Source organism: Anditalea andensis (assembly GCF_000714815.1).
GTDB classification, from domain to species: domain Bacteria; phylum Bacteroidota; class Bacteroidia; order Cytophagales; family Cyclobacteriaceae; genus Anditalea; species Anditalea andensis.
The window spans coordinates 401,611-428,302 of record NZ_JMIH01000014.1; the positions used below are offsets into that span (position 1 = coordinate 401,611).

Consider the following 26,692-nt stretch of genomic DNA (forward strand, 5'->3'; position numbering starts at 1 on the left):
TTTTATGCCCCACTACATTGACACCAAAGATATCCAAATGCGGCTTTTTTTATTCTATGTTAAAACAACGCTTTAAAATTTCTGCTCTGGACACCCATCGCATATAGGTATATAAATAGGTGATGCATATTATTTGATTACGCCCAGTTCCCTGCCTACTTCTATAAATGCCTGTATAGCTGAATCAAGGTGTGCTCTTTCATGACCGGCAGAAATTTGTACCCTAATCCTTGCCTCACCTTTAGGCACTACAGGATAATAAAATCCTATGACGTATATCCCCTTTTCCAAAAGCTTTTCTGCCATTTTTTGGGATAACACCGCATCATAGAGCATGATGGGAACGATAGGGTGTTCGCCTGGCTTCATATCAAATCCAGCCTCTGTCATCTTTTGGCGGAAGTATTTTGTATTTTCTTCTAATTTATCTCTTAATTCGGTAGTTTTTGACAATAGATTAAATACGGCTATAGAAGCTCCTGTAATGGAAGGGGCCAATGTATTGGAAAATAGATAAGGCCTGGACCTTTGTCGTAATAAATCGATGATTTCTTTACGGCCAGAAGTAAAGCCTCCGGAGGCTCCGCCCAAAGCTTTACCCAAAGTACCGGTAATAATGTCCATCTTACCCATCACCCCTTTCAATTCATGAACACCTCGGCCAGTTTTACCCATAAAACCGGTAGAATGACATTCATCTGACATAACCAAGGCGCTGTACTTTTCAGCTAGTGCCACTATTTTATCCATTTGTGCTATGGTTCCATCCATAGAGAAAACACCATCCGTTACTATGATTTTCTGCTTTGCGCCTTTAGCATCAGCTTCTTTGAGCTGATGCTCCAGATCTGCCATATCATTATGCTTATACCTGAAGCGCATGGCTTTACATAGTCTGACTCCATCTATAATAGAGGCATGATTAAGTGAGTCCGATATAATAGCATCCTCAGAACCAAATATGGGCTCGAATACACCGCCATTTGCATCAAAAGCTGCTGCATATAATATGGTATCCTCTGTTCCCAGAAAATCAGATATCTTATCCTCCAGCTCTCTATGGATATCCTGGGTACCACATATAAACCTCACCGAAGACATTCCAAAACCGTGAGTATCTATGGCATTTTTTGCAGCTGAAATCACTTCAGGGTGACTCGAGAGCCCCAGGTAATTATTTGCGCAAAAATTCAATACTTTTTTCCCACCCGATATGGTTATTTCTGCGGATTGGGGGGACGTAATTATTCTTTCTGTTTTAAATAGACCTGCATCTATTATTTCCTTTATCTCCTTTTCTAATTTAGGTTTCAGCGTATCGTACATGTTTTTTAGTTTTTTTACTTAGTAGGATTAAAATTCGTATAAGGTTATTTGGACAATTTATAAATGGGTCAGCCGAAATTGCTAATTTTGCGCTTCGAATACCCAAATATAACGAAAATACCGCAGGGTTAGAAGTATAGCACTAAGGGGAAAAAAGATATAAAATGGAAAAAATACTGATAATAGGGGCCGCTGGGCAATTAGGTTCTGAACTTACCAAATCACTAAGCGACATGTATGGCACTGAGCAGGTAATAGCTACGGATATAAATCCATCTGCTGAAGATAAATTTGAGTTCTGCCGATTTGAAGTACTCGATGTGCTGGACAAAACGCATCTTAGAAAACTGGTCAAAGAAGAAAAAATCACCCAAATATATCACTTAGCAGCAATATTATCTGCTACAGGTGAAAAAAACCCCATGTTTGCCTGGCAATTAAATATGGATAGTCTACTCTATGTGCTGGAACTGGCAAGGGAATATAAATTGAACAAAATATATTGGCCATCTTCTATAGCAGTTTTCGGCCCCAGTACGCCCATGCAGCATACTCCACAGCACTGCATCATGGATCCTAATACAGTGTACGGTATCTCCAAACAAGCAGGAGAAAGATGGTGTGAATGGTACTTTTTAAAACATCAGGTAGATGTCCGAAGCCTAAGATATCCCGGTCTGATAGGCTACAAATCTTTACCAGGTGGTGGCACTACAGATTATGCCGTGGATATCTATCACAAAGCGATAGAAGGTGAAGTTTTTGATTGCTTTTTAAGCCAAAACACCTATCTTCCTATGATGTATATGCCAGATGCCATTAAAGCCACACTGGATTTAATGCATGCTCCTGCTGAGAAAGTTAAGGTTAGGTCAAGTTACAACCTATCTGCTATGAGTTTTTCACCAAAAGAAATATATGAAAGCATTAAACAGCATTATCCGAATTTTGAAATCAGGTACAATCCCGATTTCAGACAAGCTATAGCAAACAGCTGGCCTGATAGCATAGATGACAGCGTAGCCCGAAAGGATTGGAACTGGACACATGAATATGATCTGAATAAGATGACATCTGATATATTAACCTATCTGCCTCAATTTATGGTAAATTTCAAATGACGGCAGGAAATCTAGAATGTTGGAAAGTATAGTAACCTATATTGATGCACAACTAGCCTCTACAACTATATGTAGGGTTCCATCATATGTATTCTACATTCTTGATGAAGGCCTGATCTGAACTCAATCAAAATAAATTATAAACATATGCAAAAGCACCTTCATATTTGTTGGATTTTCTGTATCATCTTTTCATGTGATTCACCCTCAGAAGAAACTACAGCCTATGTCCCTGAGGAAGTAGATGAAACGGTAGCAGATAATATTATCGATCAGCCCGGATCTATACAGAATGAAGTGATCTTGGAAGCAGATGCATCCGAATGGCTTCTCTATGAAGGCACTATCCCCTGTGCAGATTGCCAGGGCATCACCATGCAGTTAAAACTGGAAAACAGATCCGGGAATGATGAAAACCGCTATGAACTATCGGAAACTTATTTGGGTACAAAAGAAGGAAACCGTACATTTAAGAGCAGCGGTTACTACCAAATTACCTATGGACATGGTAGCGATCCCACTGCTATACTCATCACTTTACAGGATAGAAACGATACCCATAGGATGCTAATCCAAGAGGCGTCTCAAGATTTAAAGATGTTAGACCAAAATGGGAAACCTATTGATAGCCAACTTAATTATACTCTTCGGAAATTATAAATTAGCTATTATTTAACTGTTTTTATTTTTAGTATGGGAAAAATAGTCCCATTAACTGTATTTAATTTCTTTGCGGGCCTTATTTGGATTTTTTGATGTTTTGATCTGTAAATAGTATGGATCAGCTACAAAAGGTTTCAGTATCGATAAAGCTAAAGGAAACGGAAAATAGTACCACTTATCTAACAAACTTCAAGTACGCGTGTTATAATCTTGGCTAAGATCCGACAACTTCCACTACGGCAGACTGGCACATTATTATTTCTATATCTACCAGATTAAAATTCTATTCATTTTTATATAGACAATAAATATCATAATCAGTCGGATCCGATATACTATAAATTTTACGACTTAATCACACACAAATTGTCCCCCATGAGCAATAATAAAGGATTACATGCAAAAACACCTTTACATATCCCTTTATCTGGCTGGAAAGAAATCTTTATAAGGGTTAAAGATAAAATGGATATTAAAAATATACCGGTAATGGCCGCCGGTGTAGCCTATTATTTTTTTATGTCTCTATTTCCTGCCCTACTGGCCATAGTTACCTTATACACCATCGTCACTGACCCGCTATTGGTACGGGAACATTTGGAAAAACTCTCACCGTTTATGCCTCGGGAAGTTCATGAATTTATATTTGATAAAATCATGAATATCGTCAATGCTGCTGAGAGCTCCAAAAATTGGGGTTTGGCCTTAAGTTTTATAGTCGGTTTAGGCAGTGCTAACAAGGGAACGATGTTCCTTTTTAGAGCTATAAATGAGATCTATAACGAAAAAAACAAAAGGAATATGATAAAGCAGAATGCCATCACTTTAGCCTTTACTCTTGGTCTGATGCTTATTGGGATTCTGAGCCTGTTTATGATAGTAGCTTACCCTATTATAAATGAATATTTGGATCTGAATGGGCATATAGATAGCACGATAAAATTTTCACGTTGGATAGTACTGGCACTGATATTTTTGATCTGCATTGCGTTAATATTTCAGTTCGCACCACAGCGAAAGCACCCCCGTTTTAAATGGGTAAGCCCCGGAGCCGTCATAGCTACTGTTCTTTGGATTTTAGGCTCTTTAATTTTAACAATTTATGTACAAAATTTTGATAAGATAGAGGATTTATACGGACAAATTTCAGCCCTTATCATATTGATGATATGGCTCAATATTACAAGTTTTGTGATATTACTGGGAGCCCAGGTAAATGCTGAACTGGAACACCAGACATCAGAAGATACCACAAATGGCGAAGATAAACCAAAGGGAGAAAGAAAAGCATACTTTGCAGATCATGTAGCTGCCAAAGAAGAAAATAAACAATAAAGTCACTGCCAGTAAAATACAGGCAGTGACTTTATGTTTACTTCAATTTCCTTATCTGATCTTCTTCATAACCTACTATAAATTCACCCACGGCTGATTTCAGGATAGGTCTCTTAATCATACTGCTATATTGAATCAATAAAGGGATGGCGGTATTTACCTCCTCTAATTGTAGTTTATCTTCCTCATTTAATTTTCTATAGGTAGTGCCTTTTTTATTCACTACTGATGAAAGGCCTATCTTTTCTATCACATGGTTTAGAAATTCTTCCGATGGCTTTGTTTTTTTATAATCTTCAAAAACATAGTCTATCTCTTCTGATTCAAGCAAATCAAAAGTCTTTTTCATGGTATTGCAATTTTTTATACCGTATACTTTTATCATCATAACATTATTTAATAAGATAAATTTTATATTTGTGGCCCTAAATTTGTATATTTACACTATATATAAAAATGGAAACAAAAAAACTAATTTATGATTCATTCTAAAGTATTCAAAATTTTCTCTCTATCTTTTATTTTAACTTTAGCCCTAGCTGTAGGAGTATCGGCCCAACAGCTGCCCCAACAACAACAGCAAGTTACTGAAGATTTCAGTGATGAAGAAATAGAGAAATTCGTAAAGATCAATCAGGAAATAATGCCTATCCAAGAACAAATGCAAGGCAGGATGATGGAAACGATCGAAGAAACTGGTCTTGATGTCAACAGATTCAATGAACTGGCTCAAGCTATGCAACAAGGCAACATAAAAGAGGCTTCGGAAGACCCACAGGAAATAGCTAAATTTAATGAAGCTGGACAAAAAGTAATGGAAATGAACCAAGAAATGGGTGCAGAATATCAAAAAAGAATGACCGCTCATCAAATGGATCCTGAAAGGTTTCAACAAATTATGATGGCTTATCAGCAAAGTGAAAACGTAAGAAATAAAGTTGATAGATTAATGGACGATGAAAATTAAGAGTTTTCATCTATCTATAAAAAAACCATTGCTCATATGAGCAATGGTTTTTTTTTAAAAAATCAATTTTTTAATACCTCTTCTATTTTTTATCCGTAAATACCTCTATGAGTGAAGCTTCGTTTGCCTCTATAATTTTTTCTATATCCTTATCTGAAAGCGCTGTAGATAAGAATAAACTTTCATATTGAGAAGGAGCCAAATAAATGCCTTTTTGCAACATTGCCTGAAAGTATTTTCCAAATAAAACTGTATCAGAGTTCTTTGCGGAATCAAAATCGTATACTTCATTATAGGTAAAAAACAACGTATACATACTTCCCAGATGATTGATAGTATAATTAAGTCCCAATTTTTTAAGAGACTGTTGAAAACCTCCTACCAATTTGTTTCCTATTCTATTTAAATCTGAATATACAGACGGTGTTTCATTAAGATGGGTTAGCATGGCCAATCCTGCAGCCATGGCAATAGGGTTACCGGACAAAGTGCCAGCCTGATAAACGGGTCCAGCAGGTGAAACAAAATCCATAATTTCTTTTTTTCCACCATAAGCTCCTACCGGCATACCGCCCCCAATAATCTTTCCTAATGTAGTTAGGTCTGGAGTTACACCAAAATGTTCTTGGGCACCACCTTTGGCTAACCTAAAACCACTCATCACTTCATCAAATATCAGGACAATACCTTCCTGATCACAGAGTTCCCTTAATGCTTTCAAAAATCCTTCCCGAGGCAGAACACATCCCATATTCCCGGCCACTGGTTCCAAAATAATCGCTGCTATCTCACCTTTATTATTTTCTACCAGTTCCTTTACTGCTTCTATATTGTTATGAGGAGCTAGAAGGGTGTCCTTGGCAGTGCCTTTGGTCACACCAGGGGAATCAGGATAGCCCATTGTAGCTACTCCTGAACCTGCTGCTATAAGGAAGGAATCGCCATGTCCATGATAGTGACCCTCAAACTTGATAAATTTATCTCTACCTGTATAACCACGTGCCAATCTAATAGCTGACATAGTCGCTTCAGTACCACTGTTCACCATTCTGACTTTCTCTATGGAAGGAACCATATGGGTAATAAGTTCTGCTATTTCCACCTCCCTGGAAGTAGGTGCGCCAAAAGAGGTACCATGCTCCATTGCTTTGATCACAGCCTCCCTTATAAGGGGATGATTGTGTCCCAAAATCATTGGTCCCCAACTGTTGATCAATTCAATATAAGCATTATCATCTTCATCATATATGAATGCTCCATCAGCTTTTTTAATAAATATAGGCTCTCCACCTACTGCCCTAAAAGCCCTGACAGGTGAATTCACTCCTCCCGGGATAAAATGCTGGGCTTTAGCAAAAAGATCTTTACTCTTGTTAATATGCATAAATCTTAATTTATTGTTCAATTTTCAATATACCATCCTCCAATTTAAGGATGGGCACCATTTGGTTAGCTCTGCCATTAGCAAAATTATATCCAAAGGAAATATTACCTTCCTGCTTACCTGCTCTTCTCAAATTCCTGGAAAAATCAAAACCAATCCTTGAATTTAGATTCTGCTGCACCCAATAAAAGGTTTCATATCCCAAGTGACCATAAAGACCCGGATACACTTGATATTTGTCATAAAAATCATCTCTGAACTTCTGCAGCCCCTCCTGTTCAAAATTTATGGTATTATTACCTATAAATCGGACATTCTGATCATGCATCATTTCAAAACTAGCAAAATCAAAATACAGCCAACTATCCGGTACGACCACAGGTACATGGGTATTGAGAGATTCCAGCACTGTAAATGCTGGGGAAGCCACATTCGGATCATCACTTAACACTACGATTATATCCGCAGTGGCATTTCTACCTCGGCTTATACCCAGATCAGTAAAGAAATCCCTTGTATTTTTTCCGTCTATCTTTTGGTTTCGTACTATCTGAAAGCCTCTCTGTTCGGCCAGTGATACCACCTGTTTGGCCAAAAGTTCGTCTTTGGATGTACCCGAATACGCTATGGCTATTTTTTTACTGGAAGATCTCCTGACTGCATAATCAATTATACCAGATGCCATAGCTGAAGTGGATGGCCGAAAGAGATAAGAATACTCTGCTCCCTGAATATTATCCTCTAAGTTAGATAGTGGGTTTACCTGCGGAATTTTATTCAATTCTGCGAAAGGGGCAATAATATTAGTCTCTTCGGGATATACAGGCCCAATGATGATATCGGCTACCTGAAAAAACGGATCTCTTAAGATTTTATCTATAACTTCAGGCTTCCTTTCAGTATCAAATATCTGTAAATTTACATCCATCCCTTCCTTTTTGGCTTTTTCTACAGCTAGACGAAGGCCTTTGTAATATTCGAAAATAAAATTCCCTCCCTGTAATCTCGACACTCCGGATCCGCCATTATAGTTAAAAGGCAAAACCAAAGCAATATCTAAAGTCTGATTAGAAGAGGATCGGGCAGTGCTTTGTCCTCCGCTGGTCTCGGTTCTGATACTCTGGAATACACGTCTCTCATCGGCAGACATGACTGTTTTTCTTTCAAGCTGGTTTCTGATAGCCAGGGTATATCCTTTGTTTTCTTGAAATTTGTCCAAGTTACTTATCATCCATGTAAGATTGGCATTTTTCAAAAAATCAAATGTGGCCCGCTCAGCTTCGTCTTTTAATGTTTCATCTCTTAACCTTTTTATTTCATTTAATGCTTCTTCATTTTCTTCTTGATTAAAATGACTCAGTACCAATAGGTATCTTGCTTCATCGGTATGGCCCCATCTCCTCTCATCTAAAACGGTTTCCAAAGCTCCTTTTGCCAGCTCGTATTGTCCATTGCCATAAGCAGCCCTTGCAAAATGAAAATGTGCATAATGGGATAAATCTCCATATTGCCGGCTATTCATATAGGGCCGTAACATTTCCATGGCTTCCTGCCAATTTCCATATTCTACTAATTTTTTACCTCTTTCATAATTTTGAAGATCATCTTGGGCATATATATCAGAGGAAAAAACTATCAGTAAAATTATAAAAAAGATCTTTTTCATATAGCTGTTGTTAAAGGAGGAGCATCCAAATACTGTATCCCAAATTAGTTATACAGTTTGGGGTCTTACATTATTGTTAAGATAGGTGTTTTGAGTGATTAAGAAGTAGGTAGGATTTCAATTCAAAATCTGTACCCTGCTTAATCTATAACGAATTTATTTCTTTTACCTTCATGAAAAAAGCCTGATTATATAAATCAGGCTCTAAATGTCATTCCCATTCTATAGTAGCAGGTGGTTTGGAGCTGATATCATAGACTACTCTGTTTACACCTTTTACCTTATTGATAATATCATTGGATATTTTACCTAAAAACTCATAAGGCAAATGTACCCAATCTGCAGTCATCCCATCTACTGAAGCTACTGCCCTGAGGGCTACTACTTTTTCATATGTCCTCTCATCTCCCATCACTCCTACTGAGGATATCGGTAGTAGAATAGCCCCAGCCTGCCATACCTGGTCATACAATCCATGGTCTTTTAATCCCTGTATAAAGATATGGTCTACCTCTTGCAGTGTCCTTACTTTTTCAGGAGTGATATCTCCCAATATCCTGATCGCTAATCCCGGTCCTGGAAATGGGTGTCTACCTACTATATTTTCGGGTATTTCTAATGCACGCCCTACTTCTCTAACACCGTCTTTAAATAAGGTATTAAGCGGCTCTACCACTTTTAGTTTCATAAAATCCGGAAGACCGCCTACATTGTGGTGGGACTTTATAGTAGCAGAAGGCCCATTTACAGAGACCGATTCTATTACATCAGGATAAATAGTACCCTGACCAAGCCATTTCACTCCTTCTAATTTATGTGCTTCATCATCAAAAACCTCTATAAAGGCTCTGCCTATTGCTTTTCTTTTTTCTTCGGGATCTGATAAACCAGCTAGGGCATCATAAAATTTTTGCTTCGCGTCCACTCCTATTACATTCAGTCCCATATGCTGATAGGAATCCAGCACCTCTTGAAACTCATCCTTACGCAATAGGCCATTATCTACAAAAACACAGGTAAGGTTATCACCGATAGCGCGGTGGATAAGGGTAGCAGCTACAGATGAGTCCACTCCTCCAGATAGCCCCATTACTACTTTATCGTCACCTATTTTGTTTTTTAACTCTTCTATGCTAATATCTATAAAAACGTCCGAAGTCCAATCTTGAGAACAGCCACAGGTCTGCACCACAAAATTTCTAAGCAGATTTTTTCCTTCCAAAGAGTGGGTAACTTCGGGATGAAACTGAATCCCATAAGTTTCTTCTCCCTGAACTTTATAGGCGGCTACTTTTACAGAGGGGGTACTTGCAATAACATCAAATCCTTTTGGAAGATCTTTGATGGTATCACCATGGGACATCCATACCTGCGAGCCATGTGTTATTTCTTTGAAAAGATTGACATGGGTGTCGATATAATTTAGATTAGCCCTGCCATATTCTCTGATCTCAGAGGGGGTGACAGCTCCCCCATACTTCTGTGCCATCAATTGGGCCCCGTAGCAAACTGCCAACAGTGGCAATTTACCTCTGAACTGATCAATATCAAGATCAGGGGATCCTTCATCTTTAACTGAACATGGACTACCTGAAAAAATCACTCCTTTTATTTCAGGGGTAATTTCAGGTATTTTATTAAATGGATGTATTTCACAATAAACATTCAGTTCTCTAACTCGTCTGGCGATAAGCTGGGTGTACTGAGAACCAAAATCTAAAATCAAAATCTGTTCTGCCATGCGCAAATTTAAGCAAGCTTCTATAAACGTAAAAGATACTACTGATAAATTTCAAAAGAATATTTGGAGATGTAACATCACTCATAGATCCACATCAAAATATATAAACCCATAATGCTCCTTAGATATGTTATAAAACCAGTTAAATAGACATCATACCATCTGATTTAAGCCAGCTCACCAGTAGGTATTAAATAAACTATATTTATTTATTCCATATAAATAACCTCTACCTCTCTTTCACATTCAGTGTAACTTAGGCCATAGCCTTTCAGAGATGCTTTGATGGATTCAAGGTGTTTTACATCAATCGACAATTCATAGATTTGGTCGGAAAATTGATCCAAATCCAATGAAAATGAATGACCTGAGTGATTAGATACTTCTTTTAATACCTCATGTAATGTATATCCGGCAAAAACCAAACAGTCTTGCAGGTAAGTAGTACTTCGTATTATTCCCCTATCAGATTCAAAATGATGCTTTACCAGCATATCATAAGTACTTACTTCTACACAGTAGTGCCTAAGTATTTCCTTATGAAGTGCAACCTGAAATCCACTGTTGTTTAAAAATTCATCCAATACAGTTTCCATAAATTCATTTGTTCTTTTCTGATCCAAATGGTGTAATCTAAGATGATATTTTTGGATTTGAATCTCATTGCTGATGCTAAAATAATGACCTGGCCATAAGGTATTTAAAATTGTGGTAAGATCATTACCAATTCTAATAAATTCAAATCCTTTTGACATGCTAAGATCGGGAATACCGTCATCTACAAACTTTTCGAGGATCAGCGTAAAATTCTCATGTTCAATTTTAGTAATTAATTCTCTGCTGGATTCGGGCAATAGATCAGTAGATTGGGCTACTAATAACCCTGTTTTTAAAAACACAAAAATGAATAATATGCTTATCTTAAACACGTTTTTCATATCTTAGGAGAGACTTGCAAAGATTCTATAGATTTACAAGACTAATAAATCAATTATACATATGGCATTTAATTAATATCAAGTATTTTTTTATAGGGTAAAGTTCTCTAACTATCACCTAAATCCCCGCTTTCACCTTCAAAAAGCGTCTCCAATTCTACAGCATTTATTCCTTCCTCCTCGTCTAAGTATTTACCAAAGACAGCCGTAGAACCATGCGTTAGATATACTTTCTCAGCTCCGGTGGCTTTTATCGCGCTGATCAGTCCGTCCCAATCTGCATGGTCTGAAAGTACAAATCCTGCATCTGCAGCCCTCCTCCTCCTGGCTCCACGGATATTCATCCAGCCTGAACAGATACCTGTACGATATGGAGAAAATCGCTTCATCCAGGGAGTCCCCATGGCTGAGGGGGGGGCTATAATAAGGGCACTTTTATAGTGGGATTTTGGAAGATCTACATCCACTTTTGGAATGTCTATCACGGGAACACCATTTTGGATTAATGCCTGATTCATGTTCCAGATGGCTCCCTGACAGTAGACCGGACCTATAGAATGGTCGAGATTGTTTATAATTCGTTGGGCTTTGCCTAAAGAATAGCCAAACAGCACGGAATTCCTCCCTTCTGCCACATTTCCTCTCCACCACTGATTGATACTGTCAAAAATCTGCTCCTGGCTTTCCCATTTATATATAGGCATGCCAAAAGTACATTCAGAAATAAACTCGTGACATTTCACAGGTTCGAATGGTGTAGATAAACCATCGTTTTCTGTTTTATAATCACCACTGGCGACCAATATTTCACCTTTGTATTCTAACCGAATTTGGGCAGATCCGGGAATGTGGCCGGCAGGATGCATGGATATTTTCACCCCGTTCATCACCAGCTCCTCTCCATAGCCGATGGTTTCTATGCTGATGTCTTTCCCCAACCGCTGCTTCATCACTTCCTCTGACTGCTCATGAGCCAGATAATGTTTCATCCCCCAGCGGGAATGATCTGCATGCCCATGAGTAATGACCGCTTTGTCCACGGGCTTCCATGGATCAATATAAATATCGGCCTGAGGGCAAAACAAGCCAGAAGGTGTAAGTTCTATCAATGCCATAGCCTAAGAACAGAACAGGTCATTCAATGTTTTACACCTTAAAATAAAAAGTTTCATAATCATGGTTTACCTGACCTCCATTCCACATCTTTAACTTCACTATAGATCAAATCCCTACAGCTGTTCAGCCTGATGGATTTTTGTTCTTCCTATAATTTATGATCTCCTTAAAATATCTAATATTAACTTTTTTAAGGTTTATTTATAATGCTCAAAATCCAGGTTGTTCTTCTGTGATTCTTGGCCCTCTTCCATAGGGTCTCCTGATTTAAATGGAGAGAAAACATATATTTTATCTATTGGGAAAATACGGTGAAGCCACCAGAGCGGTCGGGTATCACTTATGCTTATTTTTTTAAAGTAATTTCCATCATAAATGAATTGCATTCCATATGTTTCTATAAGGATATTTCCATTTACTAGATGTTGAGCAGTGCAATAAACATCGGTGTGATCTTTATCTTTTCTATCTGCTGACCTATGGATTCGCTGTACATTACTTCTGGTCATATTCAGCCTCATGAAATCCTTAATAATTGTATCACATATCAGGTACTTGCAATCATTCTTAAATACCAATTATAAAAAGTTTACCTAAATAACCCCACCATGAGCCTGCCTACTATAACGGCCCAGCTGTCAATACGAATTACCTGTACATAAAAAGATGACATTATTTATCTAAATCTAATTGATAATTTTAAACCATTTAACTGGTATTCTGATTAATTATACCTCTATTGCTTCCTCTAATGAACCGCAGTACTTAATATCCAACTTGTCTATGACATTATCAGGATTATTTTTCATAATCTGTTCTTTGGCAATCATAACCATTTTTTCAAACCATTTTTCAGCAGGCAAAATTTTTCTATGCTTCTGTAACCCATGTACAAGCATTTCATTCTTCCATTGTAGAAAATACCATTCCATACTGGGCTGATGAAACGCCTTAAGGGTCCTTTTATCAAAAATAAATTTACTGTACCCACCCCCTTTAATAATGTCTGATATTTTATGAAAAACATCTTTAAAAATCTCAATAGGTATATATTCAGTCAATAATTCACAGATAAGCATTCCTTTAGCTTTACAAGTGTATACCCGTGCATCTCTATCTTCAAATACTAACTGAAAATTATTGGTTTCAATAATATTTACAATTGGGTTCATAGTTTACATGGTAACGTTAATGAAATGATTTTTTCTTCAGGGTAGGAGCATTGGCTACCTCTGTTTTAAAGTTATCAAGGTTCTCTTCTAAGCGAATGGCATATTCTAAGGTCGTTTTTATGAGTTCCTGCTGGGAAGAAATTTGTTCTTTCAATCTTCCTAATTCACTATTCATTTCGGCCAATTTAGATTCGTACTCTTTTTGAAGACGTTCTTTTTCAACTCTGGCCTTTATCAGTTCTTCTCTAAAAATCAAAAATGATTCTGGTGGAGTCTTCATAATGTATACTGCTTCAGCGATAAATTTCTTTCAGTTTTGCGGAAATCATTATAGGTTTTTTACTGAAGACAGGCCTCCATCTACATGCAGGACCTGACCCGTCATCCAGTTGGCCTCATCAGACAAAAGATAGACCGCAGCAGAAGCAATATCTTCAGGTTTTCCGTATCGGCCTAAAGGATGTCTTTTCTTAGAAGCCTCTTGCTTATCTTCATTCTCTAAAAGTTGTTGTGCAAGTGGTGTATCTGTCAGAGATGGTGCTATGAGATTCACCCTTATATTAGAAGCGGCCCACTCTGCGGCAAGTGACCTTCCCAAGCCCTCCAAAGCACCTTTAGCGCTGGCAATCGAACTATGAAATCCCATCCCTGTCTGTACAGCTACCGTACTAAATAATACAACTGATGCATTTTTTGACCTTTTTAAACTCTTATAACTCGCCTGGAGCACTTTTACAGCTCCTAATAGGTTGATTTCTAAATCATTCATAAAATCTGCAGTGGTAAGGCGGTGAAAGGGTTTTAAATTTATAGTCCCTGGACAGTATACTAATCCATGGATTTCCTCGGGAAGTCCCTCTATAGAGTTAAATTCATGTATTACATCCAATTTACTGCCCTCCGAGCCGGATCGAGAATATAAAAACAATTCTGCCTCCTTATCCGTCAGCTTTTTTACTATTTCCTGACCTATGCCACTGTTGCCACCTACGATTACTATATTCTTACCTTTCATTATAGTTTTTTATTTTCATGCATAGAATCATAAAAAACATAAATTGTTTAACAGTAAAGCATAAAAAAACCGGTGACAGATGCACCGGCTTTTATCAGTATTTAAAATAATGATCAGAGACCTACCTTATGGTCCATGGCAATGTACCGCATCAACTCATTTCGGGTCTGCTCATCTTTTTCAAATTTGCCACCATAATATGAGGTAACTGTGCTGCTATTTACATCCTGGATGCCACGAGAAGAGACGCACATATGATGGGCATCTACTATCACTGCTACATCATCTGTACCTAATATTTCCTTGAAAGCATTACCTATCTGCATGGTAAGCCTCTCTTGAACCTGTGGTCTTTTGGCAAAATACTGGACCATACGGTTAATTTTAGAAAGCCCGATAACATGGCCATTAGAGATATATGCTACATGAGCTTTTCCTACTATAGGTACAAAGTGGTGCTCACAATGGGAGTAAAAGGTAATGTCCTTCTCCACCAGCATTTGGTTGTACTTATATTTATTTTCAAACAGCTTTGGTACCGGCATGTTTTTCGGGTCCAGGCCACTGAAGACTTCTTTTATATACATCTTAGCCACTCTCCTGGGGGTACCTTTAAGGCTGTCGTCCTCTAGATCTAGCCCCAAGATATGCATGATTTCCTTAAAATGTTTTTCTATAAGTTCCATCTTAATTTCATCATCCATCTCAAATGCATCATTTCTAAGAGGGGTTTCGGGAGAAGTTCCTACATGCTCATCTCCTATTTCATCAAAATCACGATCAAGATCCATTCCCGTCGTATTCAACAAAGTTTCTTTCCGTTTCATATAATCGTACTATTAACGCTAATTTATTATCTATTTTACCCCTTAGAATGTTCCAGATGACTATTGCTATGTTTTCTGCAGTAGGGTTTAATTCACTAAACTCTTCAGTGTCCAAGTTTAAGTTTTTATGATCAAATTTGTTCAAAATATTTTCTTTGATAAGATCACTGAGCATCTTCATATCAAATACATATCCTGTATTGGGGTCGATCGGCCCTATTAATTTCACCACCAATTCATAGTTGTGCCCATGAAAACTTGGATTATTACACTTGCCAAATACCTCCTGATTTTTTTCAGCCGACCATGACGGATTATGTAGTCTGTGAGCTGCATTGAAATGCTCTTTTCTAAAAACGGCTACGTTCATTTAATTACATTTAATATGTCTTTTGCAAAATGCAAAGCTAACTTTTTTTATTTTAGCAGAGAAAAATTATCAATCCTTCCCTTACTGAACAATAAGTGCCGTACCAGCTCCGTTTACAAATCGTAGTATTTTAACAACAATTAGGAACCATTCAGTTCATTGGTCAGTTACTCTAGTTGTAATGCTTAAGCCAAAAGGCTAATCTTCAATATCTTGCATTATAGATTGTCATTTTAACTACAGAACTGATCTCATTCACAAAACCAATTGAGTATGATAAAAGCCCTGACACTTATTACCCTACTTCTTGCTACTCCTGTATTTTCATCCAATTCTTATGATTCTATTGAAAAAGATTTAGATATCAATATGTCTTCCGAGGAAGAGCTGATACAGCTTGTTAGCACGAACCCATTAAATGAATCATTTGTTTTGCCAAACGAAAATTTATTGGAAATGGCTGTAAATGGTTATCATAAACTGGTCAATAAAAAATTATTGGATAAAGGTAAACCTTTAACCATAGTAGACTTTAGCTTACCAAGCACAGATAAGAGACTTTGGATTATAGATGTGGAAAATGGTATAGTGCTTCACCACAGTGTCGTTTCTCATGGGCGGAATTCAGGGAATCTGATGGCAGAAAAATTTTCCAATATAGATTCAAGCTATATGAGCAGCCTGGGTTTTTACATTACAGGTGAAACCTATTTTGGTAAACATGGCTATAGCCTCAGATTAGATGGTGTAGAAAGAGGGTTTAATGATATGGCCCGGTCAAGAGCTATAGTGATACACGGAGCTGAATATGCAAATGAAAATTTTATAACTAATACTGGTAGACTTGGAAGAAGCCTGGGCTGCCCTGCCCTACCAGTAGACACTTCTAAGGAAATCATTGATATCATCAAAGAAAAAACTTGTCTTTTCATATTTGGAAAAGATGATGATTATTTGTCTAAAAGCCAGTTTATAAATAAGGCTTAAACCATTCCTTTTTCCTGGCTGAAAAAAAACAAACCACCGTTCCTTTACAGTTATGGTGGTATTTTTATTTTGATATGACGCCTTTAGTCAAAATTTTTCCCTATCTATCAACTTAAAGCCCAGTTAAATTAAGATTATGCTTACCAAAAACAAAAAAAACCATCATCTACAAACCTATAGATGATGGAAAATAATTATTCTGGGCTTTATTTTATTTACAAAAAATATTCAGATACAGGTAAAGATAAGGCTTGGGCCAATTTTTTATCTCCTCCGTAAATATCTTCTCTTACCTGAAGACCTTCTTTATTTTCCCATATGGTCAGATAAAGGATCCAGACTTCGGGATTTTTATCCAGATTTACATTCTTCTCATTCGGCATATCCATAGCTTGTATGATTCCCGTTTCATCCCAATCACTGTCTTCCAGTAAGAGGGAAGCAAATTCTTTGGGCTTTTCTATCCTTATACAGCCAGAACTGAAAGCCCTCTCGTCTTTTTCATATAGTGATTTTGCCGGTGAATCATGAATATATATACTGTAGTCATTGGGAAACATGAATTTTACTCTGCCTAGAGAATTATGAGACCCTGGCGTCTGCCGGATCATATAAGAGAAGTTAGATGGACTTACATTATTCCAGTCAATGTTCCCGGCATCTACCGGTTCACCGCTGGTAGTGACCACCTGCATATTGTTTTTAGTTAAATAATTCCTGTCTTTTTGGATAGCAGGAATGGCATCTTCCCACAAAATCGTGGTGGGAAGTGTCCAGGTAGGACTAAATACCAGATAAGACATTTTAGAAGAAAATACAGGGGTCTGCCTATATTCTTTACCTACTACCACTCTGGAACTAAATATGGTATCGTTTCCACTAATATATTCTAAGTTAAAATCAGGAATATTGACGATTACTTTATCTCCTTCACCTTCTACAAAATTTGGTAACCATCTGAAGCGCTCGAGATTGACTTTTAATTTTGTAATGAGATCTTGATGATTATAATTAATGGCTTCCAAAAAGTCAGCACCAAGCACACCGTCATTGGTGAGACCATGCCGAGATTGAAACACTTTTACGCCTTCTGCTAAGCTTTCGTCATAAAGGTTAGAATCTGATGGGGAATAAGACCGCAAGTCTCCTATGCTTATCAATTTCCTTCTTATAGCTGGAATTTTATCATGACTATCACCTTCCTCTATTTTCCCCTCAAAACTTAATACTATCGTCTCTCTTTCTTCCTCATCCAATGCCCCTTTAAGCAAAGCCCTCAATTGATCATACCGGAAATTATCTGGCCTCAATTTATCCAGCGTATTGCTTACCGATGCATTATTCTCTGATATATCCAAAAGCAGTTGAAAATAATCTTCGCCCACAGGTTCAGATTCTATTTTCCATTCCATGTCAAGCTTAGTAGGATCCACTTTTCCAAGATCCAGATCATGTGATAGCTTGATAAAGGAGTTACTCAACATCATGTCAAGGACAGCATGAAGTTCTGGATCATCACTTTCAGACAGTTCACTTACCAGTGATTCAATTTCATCAAATAAATAATCTTTTTTATCTAGACCATCATATTTTACTTCTTCTAAATATTCCAAAAAGTCTTCTCCCTGACTATTTAGGCCTTGAGCTTTCACCCATATAGGATGAAAATCATTTTGAGAATATACCTTATTATATAGGGAATCTTTGTTAGCATCCCCCGACATAAGACTGATCTGTTCGCTTATTTCATCCGCAGTAGGATTTTGACCACAGGAGTAAAGTGCCAATACTATTATAAATAAGAATAAATAACTTGTAGATTTCATATAATTAGGGTTATTACAATACCCTTCATCAAAGGATATGCCGAAAAATATAATTATACATAAATCATGAAATTATGTATTTTTCAGATGATAAAAAATACTTAAAATAATTTTAAAAAATTTTATTTTATACAATTAAAAAATCCTTCAATAATAACAAGATTACTTTTTCAAGGTATATCTCTTGAGCATCCTGCCAAAACACCTTTAAAATTATATCAAAAAGGTGTTTTGGATCATTTGGATGAAAATAATTATACATCTAAATGCTGATACTTATTCCCTAATTCCCAGGAATCCTTAAGCATCTCTAGAAAGCCTTCCATTTTACCCAAAGGGATCAGGTTAGGTCCATCACTAAGCGCTTTTGATGGTTCGGGATGTGTTTCTATAAAAAATCCGTCTACTCCTGCAGCAGCAGCGGCCCTTGCCAAAAATGGTGCAAAATGTCTTTCTCCTCCACTACTTCCACCTTGTCCCCCTGGCTGCTGTACGCTATGCGTGATATCAAATACCACGGGTGCAAATTGTCTCATGACAGGTAACGATCGCATATCGACTACAAGATTATGATAACCCAACGTAAACCCTCTTTCAGTTAGGCAAATATTATTATTGCCTGTAGAACGGACTTTAGTAACCGCATACTGCATGTCTTCAGGAGCCATAAATTGGCCTCTTTTGATTTTGACTGCTTTTCCTGTTTCGCCTGCGGCCAAAAGTAAATCCGTCTGCCTGCATAAAAATGCTGGTATCTGCAATACATCGACTACCTCTGCCACTTCTTTTGCCTGATAACTTTCATGTATGTCTGTCACCAAAGGCACTCCCAATTCTTTACCTACCCTTTGGAGCACTTCTAAAGATTTATCCATACCGATGGATCGGAAGGAGGAAGAACTGGTCCTATTGGCCTTATCAAATGAAGCCTTAAACACATAGGAAAAGCCATATTTATCAGCCAGTGCTTTTGTCTTTGAGCCGATCTCAATGCAAATATCAAAACTCTCCACTGCACATGGACCTGCAAACAGCACAGGCTTCTCGCTTCCCAATACCACCGCATCGGTGATCTTCATATTGTGTATATATTTATTCATAAACTGGTTTAGTTATTTTAAATTGAATACCCTAGACTTTTCTATTTGCCAAATCTTTTGACTGATAAATCTTCTACTATACCTCTCAGTTTACCCTGAGACTGTAAAATAACATCAGCCACTTCACGAAAAGCCCCAAAGCCTCCATTAAAACTACTGACAAAATCCACTTTATCCCTCACATAAACCATAGCATCAGCAGGAGCTGCCGATAACCCTACATTCATAAGAATAGGGAGATCAATAATATCATCCCCGATATAAGCGCATTCTTTGACAGAAAGCCCCATCTTTCCGATCTGATCAAAAAATAAATCATATTTAAGCTTGGCTCCATGAAGGTGAAAATCAAACCTAAGTTCTTCACAACGGTTTCTGACTACTAATGAATCTCTGCCGGTAATGGCTCCTACTTTTATCCCGTTTTCCTGAAGGTACCTGATTATTTGTCCATCCTTGACCTGAAAACGCTTATATTCCAGTTGATTATCATCATATATAATACCCCCATCTGTGAGTACACCATCTACATCTGTGATAAGCAATTTAATATTGGCAGCTTTATCCCACACCTCTTGACTTACATTAAGGAAGTAATCTTTCATGACTTATTCTTTTTCCAATGAATAGAATAAAGATCAAGCCTTCTTTGAGCCAAATTTCTAACACTGCCAGCTTTTCTCAATTTTGTCAAAAGGTCCAGGTCAACATCCGCTACAATAGTGGTTTCTGTATTTAATGAAGCTTCTGCTACCACTGCATCATGAGGAAAAGAAAAATCACATGGAGAATAGATTACAGCCTGGGAATGCTGGATGTCCATATTTTCTACTCGGGGAAGATTTCCCACAGAACCTGTGATAGCTACATAACATTCATTTTCCACCGCTCTTGCTTTGGCACATGTACTTACACGGAGATAGGCATTTTTGGTGTCAGTCCAAAAAGGGACAAACAAAATATCCATCTCTTGCTCAGCTAAAATTCTACCCAATTCCGGAAATTCCACATCATAGCATATCAATATTCCAATTCGGCCAGCATCAGTATCAAAAACCTTAATGCCATTGCCACCCTGTAGTCCCCAGTATGCCTGCTCATCAGGTGTGATATGTAGTTTATACTGTTTATCTATAGTACCGTCCCTTCTACATAGGTAGCTGACATTCCTAAGTTTTTTACCATCATATTCAGGCATACTTCCAGCTATAATATTTACGTTATAGGAAAGAGCCAGATCTCTCATCCGGGTCACGATCTCTTGGGTATAATCAGCCAGATTACGGATAGCCTCAGAAGCATCCATATCATTAAACTCCGCCAAAAGAGGGGCATTGAAAAACTCAGGAAGCAAACAGAAATCTGATTTATAGCCTGAAACGGTATCCACAAAAAACTCTACCTGTTGCATCAGGTCATCAACATTATTAAATCTCCTCATCTTCCACTGGACCAAGCCTAGACGGACAATTGATTTTTTATTGCCGATAAGTTTCTCTTCTTTTTCATAATAGATGTTGATCCATTCCAATAGCGTGGCATAGGCCCTACTATCAGTGTCTTCCGGCAAATATTTAGTAATCACCTTTCTTACGTGAAACTCATTTGCAAGCTGGAAGGAAAGAACCGGGTCAAATACTTCCTTATTTTTTACCAGATCAATATATTTACGAGGGGTCATCTGATCAGCATACTTACTGTATCCTGGGATTCTTCCTCCGGCTATAATGGATCGAAGGTTCAGGTTTTCACAAAGTTCCTTTCGCGCATCATACAGCCTCCTGCCCAGGCGCATACCTCTATAATCTTTAGATACAAATACATCTGTACCATATAAAGTATCCCCGTTTTCATCATGCGTATCAAACTTTCCAAAGCCAGTAATCTGATCATAGGTATGGTTATCTCCGAATTTACTATAGTCTACTACCAGACTAAGTGCAGCAGCTACTACTTTCCCATTGTCTTCTATACAGATCTGTCCCTCGGGAAATACTTTAATCTGATTTTTAAGTTCTTCTTTGGTCCAGGCACCCCCTGGTTCCTTATATATGGAAGTCATGATATCGCGGATATCATTATAATCGGAGAGCTTTATATTACGTAGTTTGAGTCTATGCTCTAATTCCTCTTTTTGTTTACTCATGCTCAAAATTAATTAAATTTATCAACAGGATATAAATCTTAAAAAATTTCTTATCCATAAAAACAGAATTTTATATTGTTTCAATCAATTATCTTGCCGCTAAATAAAAAAAAATCATCTTAATTTATATACATATAAACTAGCCTTCATAAATATATCTCTACCACAAAAGCCTATTTTTTATACCAATACAGTAGACCTACCAAATTAAGTATTTATTATCACTACATCCCTTCACCTCAATTGCTAATTGATATGATATCTATTAAATTAAATATCCATTCATACACATAAAAAATAATTAGATAATCATTTTTTCACGTTACCATTTTTATGAAATTATTTGTACCATTAATGATCATAATGATGGCTTTGTTTTGTTCAAAAGCAAAGTCTCAAAATTTTTACCGGTATCGATTTGAAGCACCTTGGTCTATTGCCTTTAGTACAGGCCCTACGCAATATTTTGGGGAATTATATGACCTATGGAGGTATAAAGAAGGGATCCAGCCTGATATTAATTTTGCCTTTACTACTAGATACACATTTGGCACCCATTTGAAAGCAAGATTAGATGCCACCTATTATCGCATTTCAGGTAATGATCAGTTGGCGGATCCTAAAAGCGGGAGAATTCCCCGGAACTTAAATTTTGAGGCAGGAAATTATGAAGGAGCATTTTCAATAGAATATTATTGGAAACCTGTAAAGGTGATCAATCACGGAAGGAGTTTTTGGAACCCCTACATATTTATGGGTATAGGTCTTAGCAGTAATAATCCCTACGCAAATTACAATGGTAATAGGATACCTTTAAGACCCCTCCGGACTGAAAACCAATCCTATGCCGGGTACATATTTACATGGCCTATGGGAGCAGGCATCAAGTATAAGTTTAATACTCATCTGGACATACTATTGGAAATTAATTACCGCTTTACTAATACTGACTATCTAGATGATGTAAGTGCATTTGATATAAGTGGATTTTATGAAGCGCTCATTCACGATTATCAGGGATATAATATAGTTGTAAACGGCACCACTACATTTTATTCGAATCCAAACCGCTTACGCATGGCAGTTAGGAACACTGATTATTTACTTGATAATGGTGAGCCAAACCTAGATGCCATTATCGAAAGCAATGGACTAATCCGTCGTGGTAGTGGCTTGGATGTCAGGAAAGATGGGTTCATGACTTTTAATGTGGGATTGGAAATTTATTTTGTCCATCTCTTAAAGGAGAAGCTTATAATAATAAACAGATCTACGCGGTAAATTTATCTATAATATGTGGATTCCATCTTTGGATTAGCTAATCACACCATCAGTAAAAGATTTTTTCATATCAAATCCACCAATTTATCGTCTTTTCACCCCATGTAAACTATATCACCCGGCTTTTGGGTTCTTTATCGTAAATTGGCCGCTAAATGAAAGAAAGCATATGAATTGGAAAAAAGAAATAAAAAATTTTGGCTTGGTAATAGGCATATTTGCTTTGCTATATTTCACCGGATGGATCACTCCCCTAATGGGCGGTATTCAATCACTGGTGCTTTCCACAGGCCTGCTCAAACCTAATGTAGTACTAGAAAACAAAGAGGACAGGGCATTTGATTATACAGGAGACTTTTTAGACGAGAACGGGGAGCTTGTAGCGCTTGAATCCTTTAAAGGAAAAACACTATTCATTAATTTATGGGCCACATGGTGCCCTCCCTGTCGGGCTGAGATGCCGCACATATCCGATCTATATAAGAAAGTCCAGGATGAAAAAACTATCGAATTCCTGATGATAGCTTTGGATAATGATTTTAATAAAAGCATAAAATATGTAGCGGAAAAAGGTTTTTCATTTTCTGTACTACATGCCAATAAGGGACTTAACAGATCTCTACAAAGTCAGTCTATCCCTACTACACTTGTAATCAGTCCGAAAGGAAAAGTGGTTTTTTACCAAGAAGGAATGAGTAATTTTAACACGAAAGAATTTACGGAATTTTTATTAAATCTGTAACCAATTAGACTTCAGGCACATTGTTATATAATTAAAATGTATAAAAACCTTTTGAATAAAAACCCACTCAAGTTTCTGAAACCTGATAGGTTTGGTTAATTTTGCAAACAATTACCAAAACCGTAAAAAAATTCGCTGATACATGGCTGAGTATAATTTTCAAGAAGTAGAGAACAAATGGCAGGCTTACTGGGAACAAAACCAAACTTTTAAAGCCCGGGTAGATCGGTCAAAACCTAAATTTTATTCTTTGGACATGTTCCCCTACCCTTCAGGTGCGGGGCTGCATGTGGGACATCCGCTGGGATATATCGCATCAGACATCGTCACCAGATTTAAGCGGTTAAAGGGTTTCAATGTCCTTCATCCCATGGGCTATGATTCCTTTGGCTTACCAGCCGAGCAGTATGCCATCCAGACGGGTCAGCATCCCGCGATCACTACAGGTGAAAATATAGCCAGGTACACCGAACAGCTGAAAAACATCGGCTTTGCCTTTGACTGGTCCAAGGAAGTCCGGACATCAGACCCCAGCTACTATAAATGGACCCAGTGGATCTTTATGCAGATCTTCAACAGTTACTATGATAACAAACAGCAAAAGGCTATTAGTATAGATTCTCTGATCAGGATTTTCGAAGAGGAAGGAAACTTAAATGTCGACGCTGTATGTGATGAGGATATCCATCACTTCACCGGCAACGAATGGAAAAATTATACCGAGAAGCGACAACAGGAGATTCTCCTAAAATATAGAATGACCTACCTTGCCGAAACTACCGTGAACTGGTGTCCGGCCTTGGGAACGGTACTATCTAATGATGAAGTAAAAGACGGCTTCTCTGAAAGGGGCGGACATCCCGTAGAAAGGAAAAAAATGATGCAGTGGAGCATGCGGATCACCGCTTATGCAGAAAGATTGCTTCAGGATCTGGAAAAGGTAGATTGGGCAGAGCCTATCAAGGAAATGCAGCGCAACTGGATCGGAAAATCAATCGGCGCGGATGTCACTTTTCAGGTGAAAAATCATGATATCAAAATAAAAGTGTTCACTACACGGGTGGACACCATATATGGCGTAACTTATCTGGCACTGGCACCGGAAAGCGAAATGGTAGCCGACCTTATCACCGAAGACCAAAGAGAAACAGTAGAAGCCTATGTGGAAGTGGCCAAAAACCGCTCCGAACGGGACCGGATGACAGATGTAAAAACCATCTCTGGTGCTTTTACTGGTTCTTACGCCATCAATCCATTTAACGGTGAAGAAATTCAGATATGGGTAGCTGATTATGTACTTGCAGGCTATGGTACAGGAGCAGTAATGGCCGTACCTGCCCATGACGAAAGGGATTATAATTTTGCCAGACATTTTGGACTGGAGATCCGCCAGGTTATAGAGGGAAGCTTGGAAGAAGGTTCTTTTCCGGGGAAAGGTGGTATAATCATGAACTCAGACATCCTCAACGGACTGGAAATGAGAGCAGCGATGGACAAGGCCATCGCATTTTTGGAAGAAAAGAACATAGGAAAAGGTAAAATACAGTACAGAATGCGGGATGCCATCTTTACCCGTCAGCGATATTGGGGAGAACCTTTACCCGTATATTTTAAAGAAGGCATGCCATACCTGATCGAGGAAAAAGACCTGCCACTGGTCTTGCCAGAAGTAGATAAATACCTTCCTACAGAAGATGGTGAGCCGCCCTTGGGGCGAGCTACAAACTGGACCTACAAAACGTCGGAGGGTGAGTTCCCTCTGGAGATGAGCACCATGCCCGGATGGGCAGGGTCAAGCTGGTATTTCTTCCGGTATACGGATCCGCAAAATGAAATATCTTTCGCTGATAGAGAAAAAACAGATTACTGGGGTGCGGTGGATCTGTATATCGGTGGAGCTGAACATGCGACCGGCCACCTTTTATATTCGAGGTTTTGGACCAAATTCCTATATGATATCGGAGCGGTCGGTATAGAAGAGCCCTTCCAAAAAATGATCAATCAGGGTATGATACAGGGAAGATCCAATTTTGTGTACAGGGTGAAGGGCAGCAATACATTTGTAAGCCATGGACTGAAGGAAAGCTATGATGTATCTGAGATGCATGTGGATGTGAACATCGTCTATAACGACCAATTAAACCTGGAGAAATTTGTGAACTGGAGACCTGATCTGAAAGGGGCTGAGTTTATCCTCGAAGACGGGAAATACATTTGTGGTGCGGAAGTGGAAAAAATGTCAAAATCCAAATATAACGTGGTTAACCCGGATGATATCATCACCAGATATGGAGCGGATACACTAAGGCTTTATGAAATGTTCCTTGGACCTTTGGAGCAATTTAAGCCCTGGAATACCAATGGAATCGACGGTGTATATAAGTTTCTCCGGAAACTATGGAGACTTTATCATGATAAGAATGGCCACTTCTCAGTATCTGATGCTGCAGCGGTACCAGAAGAGCTAAAATCCCTTCACAAAATCATCAAAAAAGCAGAAGATGATATGAATAACCATTCTTTCAACACTTCTGTCTCAGCGTTTATGATTTGCGTCAATGAACTTTCTGCATTAAACTGTAATAAAAGATCGATATTAGAACCCCTAGCCATTGTGGTCTCTCCTTATGCCCCACATATTGCTGAAGAACTATGGTCACTCCTTGGACGACAAACTTCTATCGTAGAAGCAGCCTATCCGCAATTTAATGAAAAATATCTGGTAGAAAATATCCATGAATATCCGGTTTCTATAAACGGTAAAATGAGACTTAAACTTTCATTGCCACTCAACCTTAGTAAAGAAGAAATCGAAAAATCTGCTATGGATAATGAAATAGTTCAGAAATGGCTGGAAGGAAAATCTCCTAAAAAAGTCATCGTAGTACCTGGAAAAATAGTCAATATAGTAGTTTAAACTTCATTGATTATCGCCCACCAAACCTCTGGAAACTTCCATATTATAATTT

Annotated in this window: 25 protein-coding genes; 8 read left to right on the forward strand and 17 right to left on the reverse strand. The window is 37.9% G+C overall.

Annotation, left to right across the window (positions count from 1 at the left end; all coding sequences use genetic code 11):
• Window positions 1-129: 129 nt before the first annotated feature.
• Entirely contained in the window at window positions 130-1,326 is a 1,197-nt protein-coding gene (kbl, locus tag EL17_RS05340) for a glycine C-acetyltransferase (RefSeq protein ID WP_035071152.1), read from the reverse strand.
• 164 nt (window positions 1,327-1,490) lie between these two features.
• On the opposite strand from kbl, the gene EL17_RS05345 reads away from it, so the two are divergent.
• From EL17_RS05345 to EL17_RS05355, 3 genes are all read left to right on the forward strand, one after another.
• Complete coding sequence (locus tag EL17_RS05345) at window positions 1,491-2,447, forward strand: NAD-dependent epimerase/dehydratase family protein (RefSeq protein ID WP_035071154.1); 957 nt, start codon at window positions 1,491-1,493, stop codon at window positions 2,445-2,447.
• Window positions 2,448-2,594: 147 nt separating this feature from the next.
• Window positions 2,595-3,107, forward strand: coding sequence for a copper resistance protein NlpE (locus EL17_RS05350; RefSeq protein WP_035071156.1), 513 nt, complete (start codon window positions 2,595-2,597; stop codon window positions 3,105-3,107).
• A 378-nt stretch (window positions 3,108-3,485) separates the two neighbouring features.
• Window positions 3,486-4,445: a YihY/virulence factor BrkB family protein gene (locus tag EL17_RS05355; RefSeq protein WP_035071158.1), complete on the forward strand. Its 960-nt coding sequence runs from the start codon at window positions 3,486-3,488 to the stop codon at window positions 4,443-4,445.
• A gap of 37 nt (window positions 4,446-4,482) precedes the next feature.
• Here the strand turns inward: EL17_RS05355 and EL17_RS05360 are convergent, their stop codons facing one another.
• Window positions 4,483-4,833, reverse strand: a complete 351-nt coding sequence (locus EL17_RS05360; RefSeq protein WP_051719818.1) for a Spx/MgsR family RNA polymerase-binding regulatory protein — start codon at window positions 4,831-4,833, stop codon at window positions 4,483-4,485.
• A gap of 90 nt (window positions 4,834-4,923) precedes the next feature.
• Between EL17_RS05360 and EL17_RS05365 the strand changes: the two genes are divergently transcribed.
• Complete coding sequence (locus EL17_RS05365; RefSeq protein ID WP_035071160.1) at window positions 4,924-5,412, forward strand: DUF4168 domain-containing protein; 489 nt, start codon at window positions 4,924-4,926, stop codon at window positions 5,410-5,412.
• Between the two features lie 82 nt (window positions 5,413-5,494).
• On the opposite strand, the gene hemL is transcribed toward EL17_RS05365, so the two are convergent.
• The 11 genes from hemL to EL17_RS05420 all read right to left on the reverse strand — a co-directional run bounded on the left by hemL (window position 5,495) and on the right by EL17_RS05420 (window position 15,641).
• Window positions 5,495-6,796: a glutamate-1-semialdehyde 2,1-aminomutase gene (gene hemL, locus EL17_RS05370; protein WP_035071162.1), complete on the reverse strand. Its 1,302-nt coding sequence runs from the start codon at window positions 6,794-6,796 to the stop codon at window positions 5,495-5,497.
• A gap of 10 nt (window positions 6,797-6,806) precedes the next feature.
• A complete protein-coding gene (locus EL17_RS05375) occupies window positions 6,807-8,462 on the reverse strand; it encodes an ABC transporter substrate-binding protein (RefSeq protein WP_035071164.1) in 1,656 nt (551 codons plus the stop codon).
• Between the two features lie 211 nt (window positions 8,463-8,673).
• Window positions 8,674-10,203, reverse strand: a complete 1,530-nt coding sequence (guaA, locus tag EL17_RS05380) for a glutamine-hydrolyzing GMP synthase (RefSeq protein WP_035071166.1) — start codon at window positions 10,201-10,203, stop codon at window positions 8,674-8,676.
• A gap of 209 nt (window positions 10,204-10,412) precedes the next feature.
• Window positions 10,413-11,141 (reverse strand): hypothetical protein, encoded by a 729-nt coding sequence (locus EL17_RS05385; protein WP_035071168.1) that lies wholly within the window; start codon window positions 11,139-11,141, stop codon window positions 10,413-10,415.
• Between the two features lie 107 nt (window positions 11,142-11,248).
• Window positions 11,249-12,256, reverse strand: a complete 1,008-nt coding sequence (locus EL17_RS05390) for a ligase-associated DNA damage response exonuclease (RefSeq protein ID WP_035071170.1) — start codon at window positions 12,254-12,256, stop codon at window positions 11,249-11,251.
• Window positions 12,257-12,454: 198 nt separating this feature from the next.
• Window positions 12,455-12,766 (reverse strand): hypothetical protein, encoded by a 312-nt coding sequence (locus EL17_RS05395; RefSeq protein ID WP_164674963.1) that lies wholly within the window; start codon window positions 12,764-12,766, stop codon window positions 12,455-12,457.
• 219 nt (window positions 12,767-12,985) lie between these two features.
• Window positions 12,986-13,429 carry a hypothetical protein gene (locus EL17_RS05400; protein ID WP_035071176.1) on the reverse strand — a complete coding sequence of 148 codons (444 nt, stop codon included), beginning with the start codon at window positions 13,427-13,429 and terminating at the stop codon, window positions 12,986-12,988.
• A 16-nt stretch (window positions 13,430-13,445) separates the two neighbouring features.
• The gene (locus EL17_RS05405) at window positions 13,446-13,709 is read right to left on the reverse strand and encodes a hypothetical protein (protein WP_035071179.1); all 264 of its coding nucleotides are present in this window, start codon (window positions 13,707-13,709) and stop codon (window positions 13,446-13,448) included.
• Between the two features lie 48 nt (window positions 13,710-13,757).
• Window positions 13,758-14,444 (reverse strand): SDR family NAD(P)-dependent oxidoreductase, encoded by a 687-nt coding sequence (locus EL17_RS05410; RefSeq protein ID WP_035071182.1) that lies wholly within the window; start codon window positions 14,442-14,444, stop codon window positions 13,758-13,760.
• Window positions 14,445-14,557: 113 nt separating this feature from the next.
• Entirely contained in the window at window positions 14,558-15,271 is a 714-nt protein-coding gene (folE, locus tag EL17_RS05415; RefSeq protein WP_035071186.1) for a GTP cyclohydrolase I FolE, read from the reverse strand.
• Window positions 15,225-15,641, reverse strand: coding sequence for a 6-pyruvoyl trahydropterin synthase family protein (locus tag EL17_RS05420; protein ID WP_035071189.1), 417 nt, complete (start codon window positions 15,639-15,641; stop codon window positions 15,225-15,227). Before EL17_RS05420 ends, folE begins: the two co-directional genes overlap by 47 nt.
• Window positions 15,642-15,914: 273 nt before the next feature.
• Between EL17_RS05420 and EL17_RS05425 the strand changes: the two genes are divergently transcribed.
• On the forward strand, window positions 15,915-16,628 hold the full coding sequence (locus EL17_RS05425) for a murein L,D-transpeptidase catalytic domain family protein (protein ID WP_035071193.1): 714 nt from the start codon (window positions 15,915-15,917) through the stop codon (window positions 16,626-16,628).
• 215 nt (window positions 16,629-16,843) lie between these two features.
• On the opposite strand, the gene EL17_RS05430 is transcribed toward EL17_RS05425, so the two are convergent.
• The 4 genes from EL17_RS05430 to EL17_RS05445 all read right to left on the reverse strand — a co-directional run bounded on the left by EL17_RS05430 (window position 16,844) and on the right by EL17_RS05445 (window position 21,700).
• Window positions 16,844-18,454: a L,D-transpeptidase family protein gene (locus tag EL17_RS05430; protein ID WP_051719819.1), complete on the reverse strand. Its 1,611-nt coding sequence runs from the start codon at window positions 18,452-18,454 to the stop codon at window positions 16,844-16,846.
• A gap of 254 nt (window positions 18,455-18,708) precedes the next feature.
• Window positions 18,709-19,554, reverse strand: coding sequence for a 3-deoxy-8-phosphooctulonate synthase (gene kdsA / locus EL17_RS05435; protein WP_035071195.1), 846 nt, complete (start codon window positions 19,552-19,554; stop codon window positions 18,709-18,711).
• Window positions 19,555-19,595: 41 nt separating this feature from the next.
• A complete protein-coding gene (locus EL17_RS05440; RefSeq protein WP_035071199.1) occupies window positions 19,596-20,159 on the reverse strand; it encodes a KdsC family phosphatase in 564 nt (187 codons plus the stop codon).
• Complete coding sequence (locus EL17_RS05445) at window positions 20,156-21,700, reverse strand: carbon-nitrogen hydrolase family protein (RefSeq protein WP_035071201.1); 1,545 nt, start codon at window positions 21,698-21,700, stop codon at window positions 20,156-20,158. The genes EL17_RS05440 and EL17_RS05445 overlap by 4 nt, the downstream gene beginning before the upstream one ends.
• A gap of 333 nt (window positions 21,701-22,033) precedes the next feature.
• Here EL17_RS05445 and EL17_RS05450 point away from each other — a divergent pair, with 333 nt between their 5' ends.
• From EL17_RS05450 to leuS, 3 genes are all read left to right on the forward strand, one after another.
• A complete protein-coding gene (locus EL17_RS05450) occupies window positions 22,034-22,981 on the forward strand; it encodes a DUF6089 family protein (RefSeq protein WP_051719820.1) in 948 nt (315 codons plus the stop codon).
• Between the two features lie 169 nt (window positions 22,982-23,150).
• Window positions 23,151-23,723, forward strand: a complete 573-nt coding sequence (locus EL17_RS05455; protein ID WP_035071203.1) for a TlpA family protein disulfide reductase — start codon at window positions 23,151-23,153, stop codon at window positions 23,721-23,723.
• Window positions 23,724-23,865: 142 nt separating this feature from the next.
• Window positions 23,866-26,640 (forward strand): leucine--tRNA ligase, encoded by a 2,775-nt coding sequence (gene leuS / locus EL17_RS05460; RefSeq protein ID WP_035071205.1) that lies wholly within the window; start codon window positions 23,866-23,868, stop codon window positions 26,638-26,640.
• The last annotated feature ends 52 nt before the right edge of the window (window positions 26,641-26,692 follow it).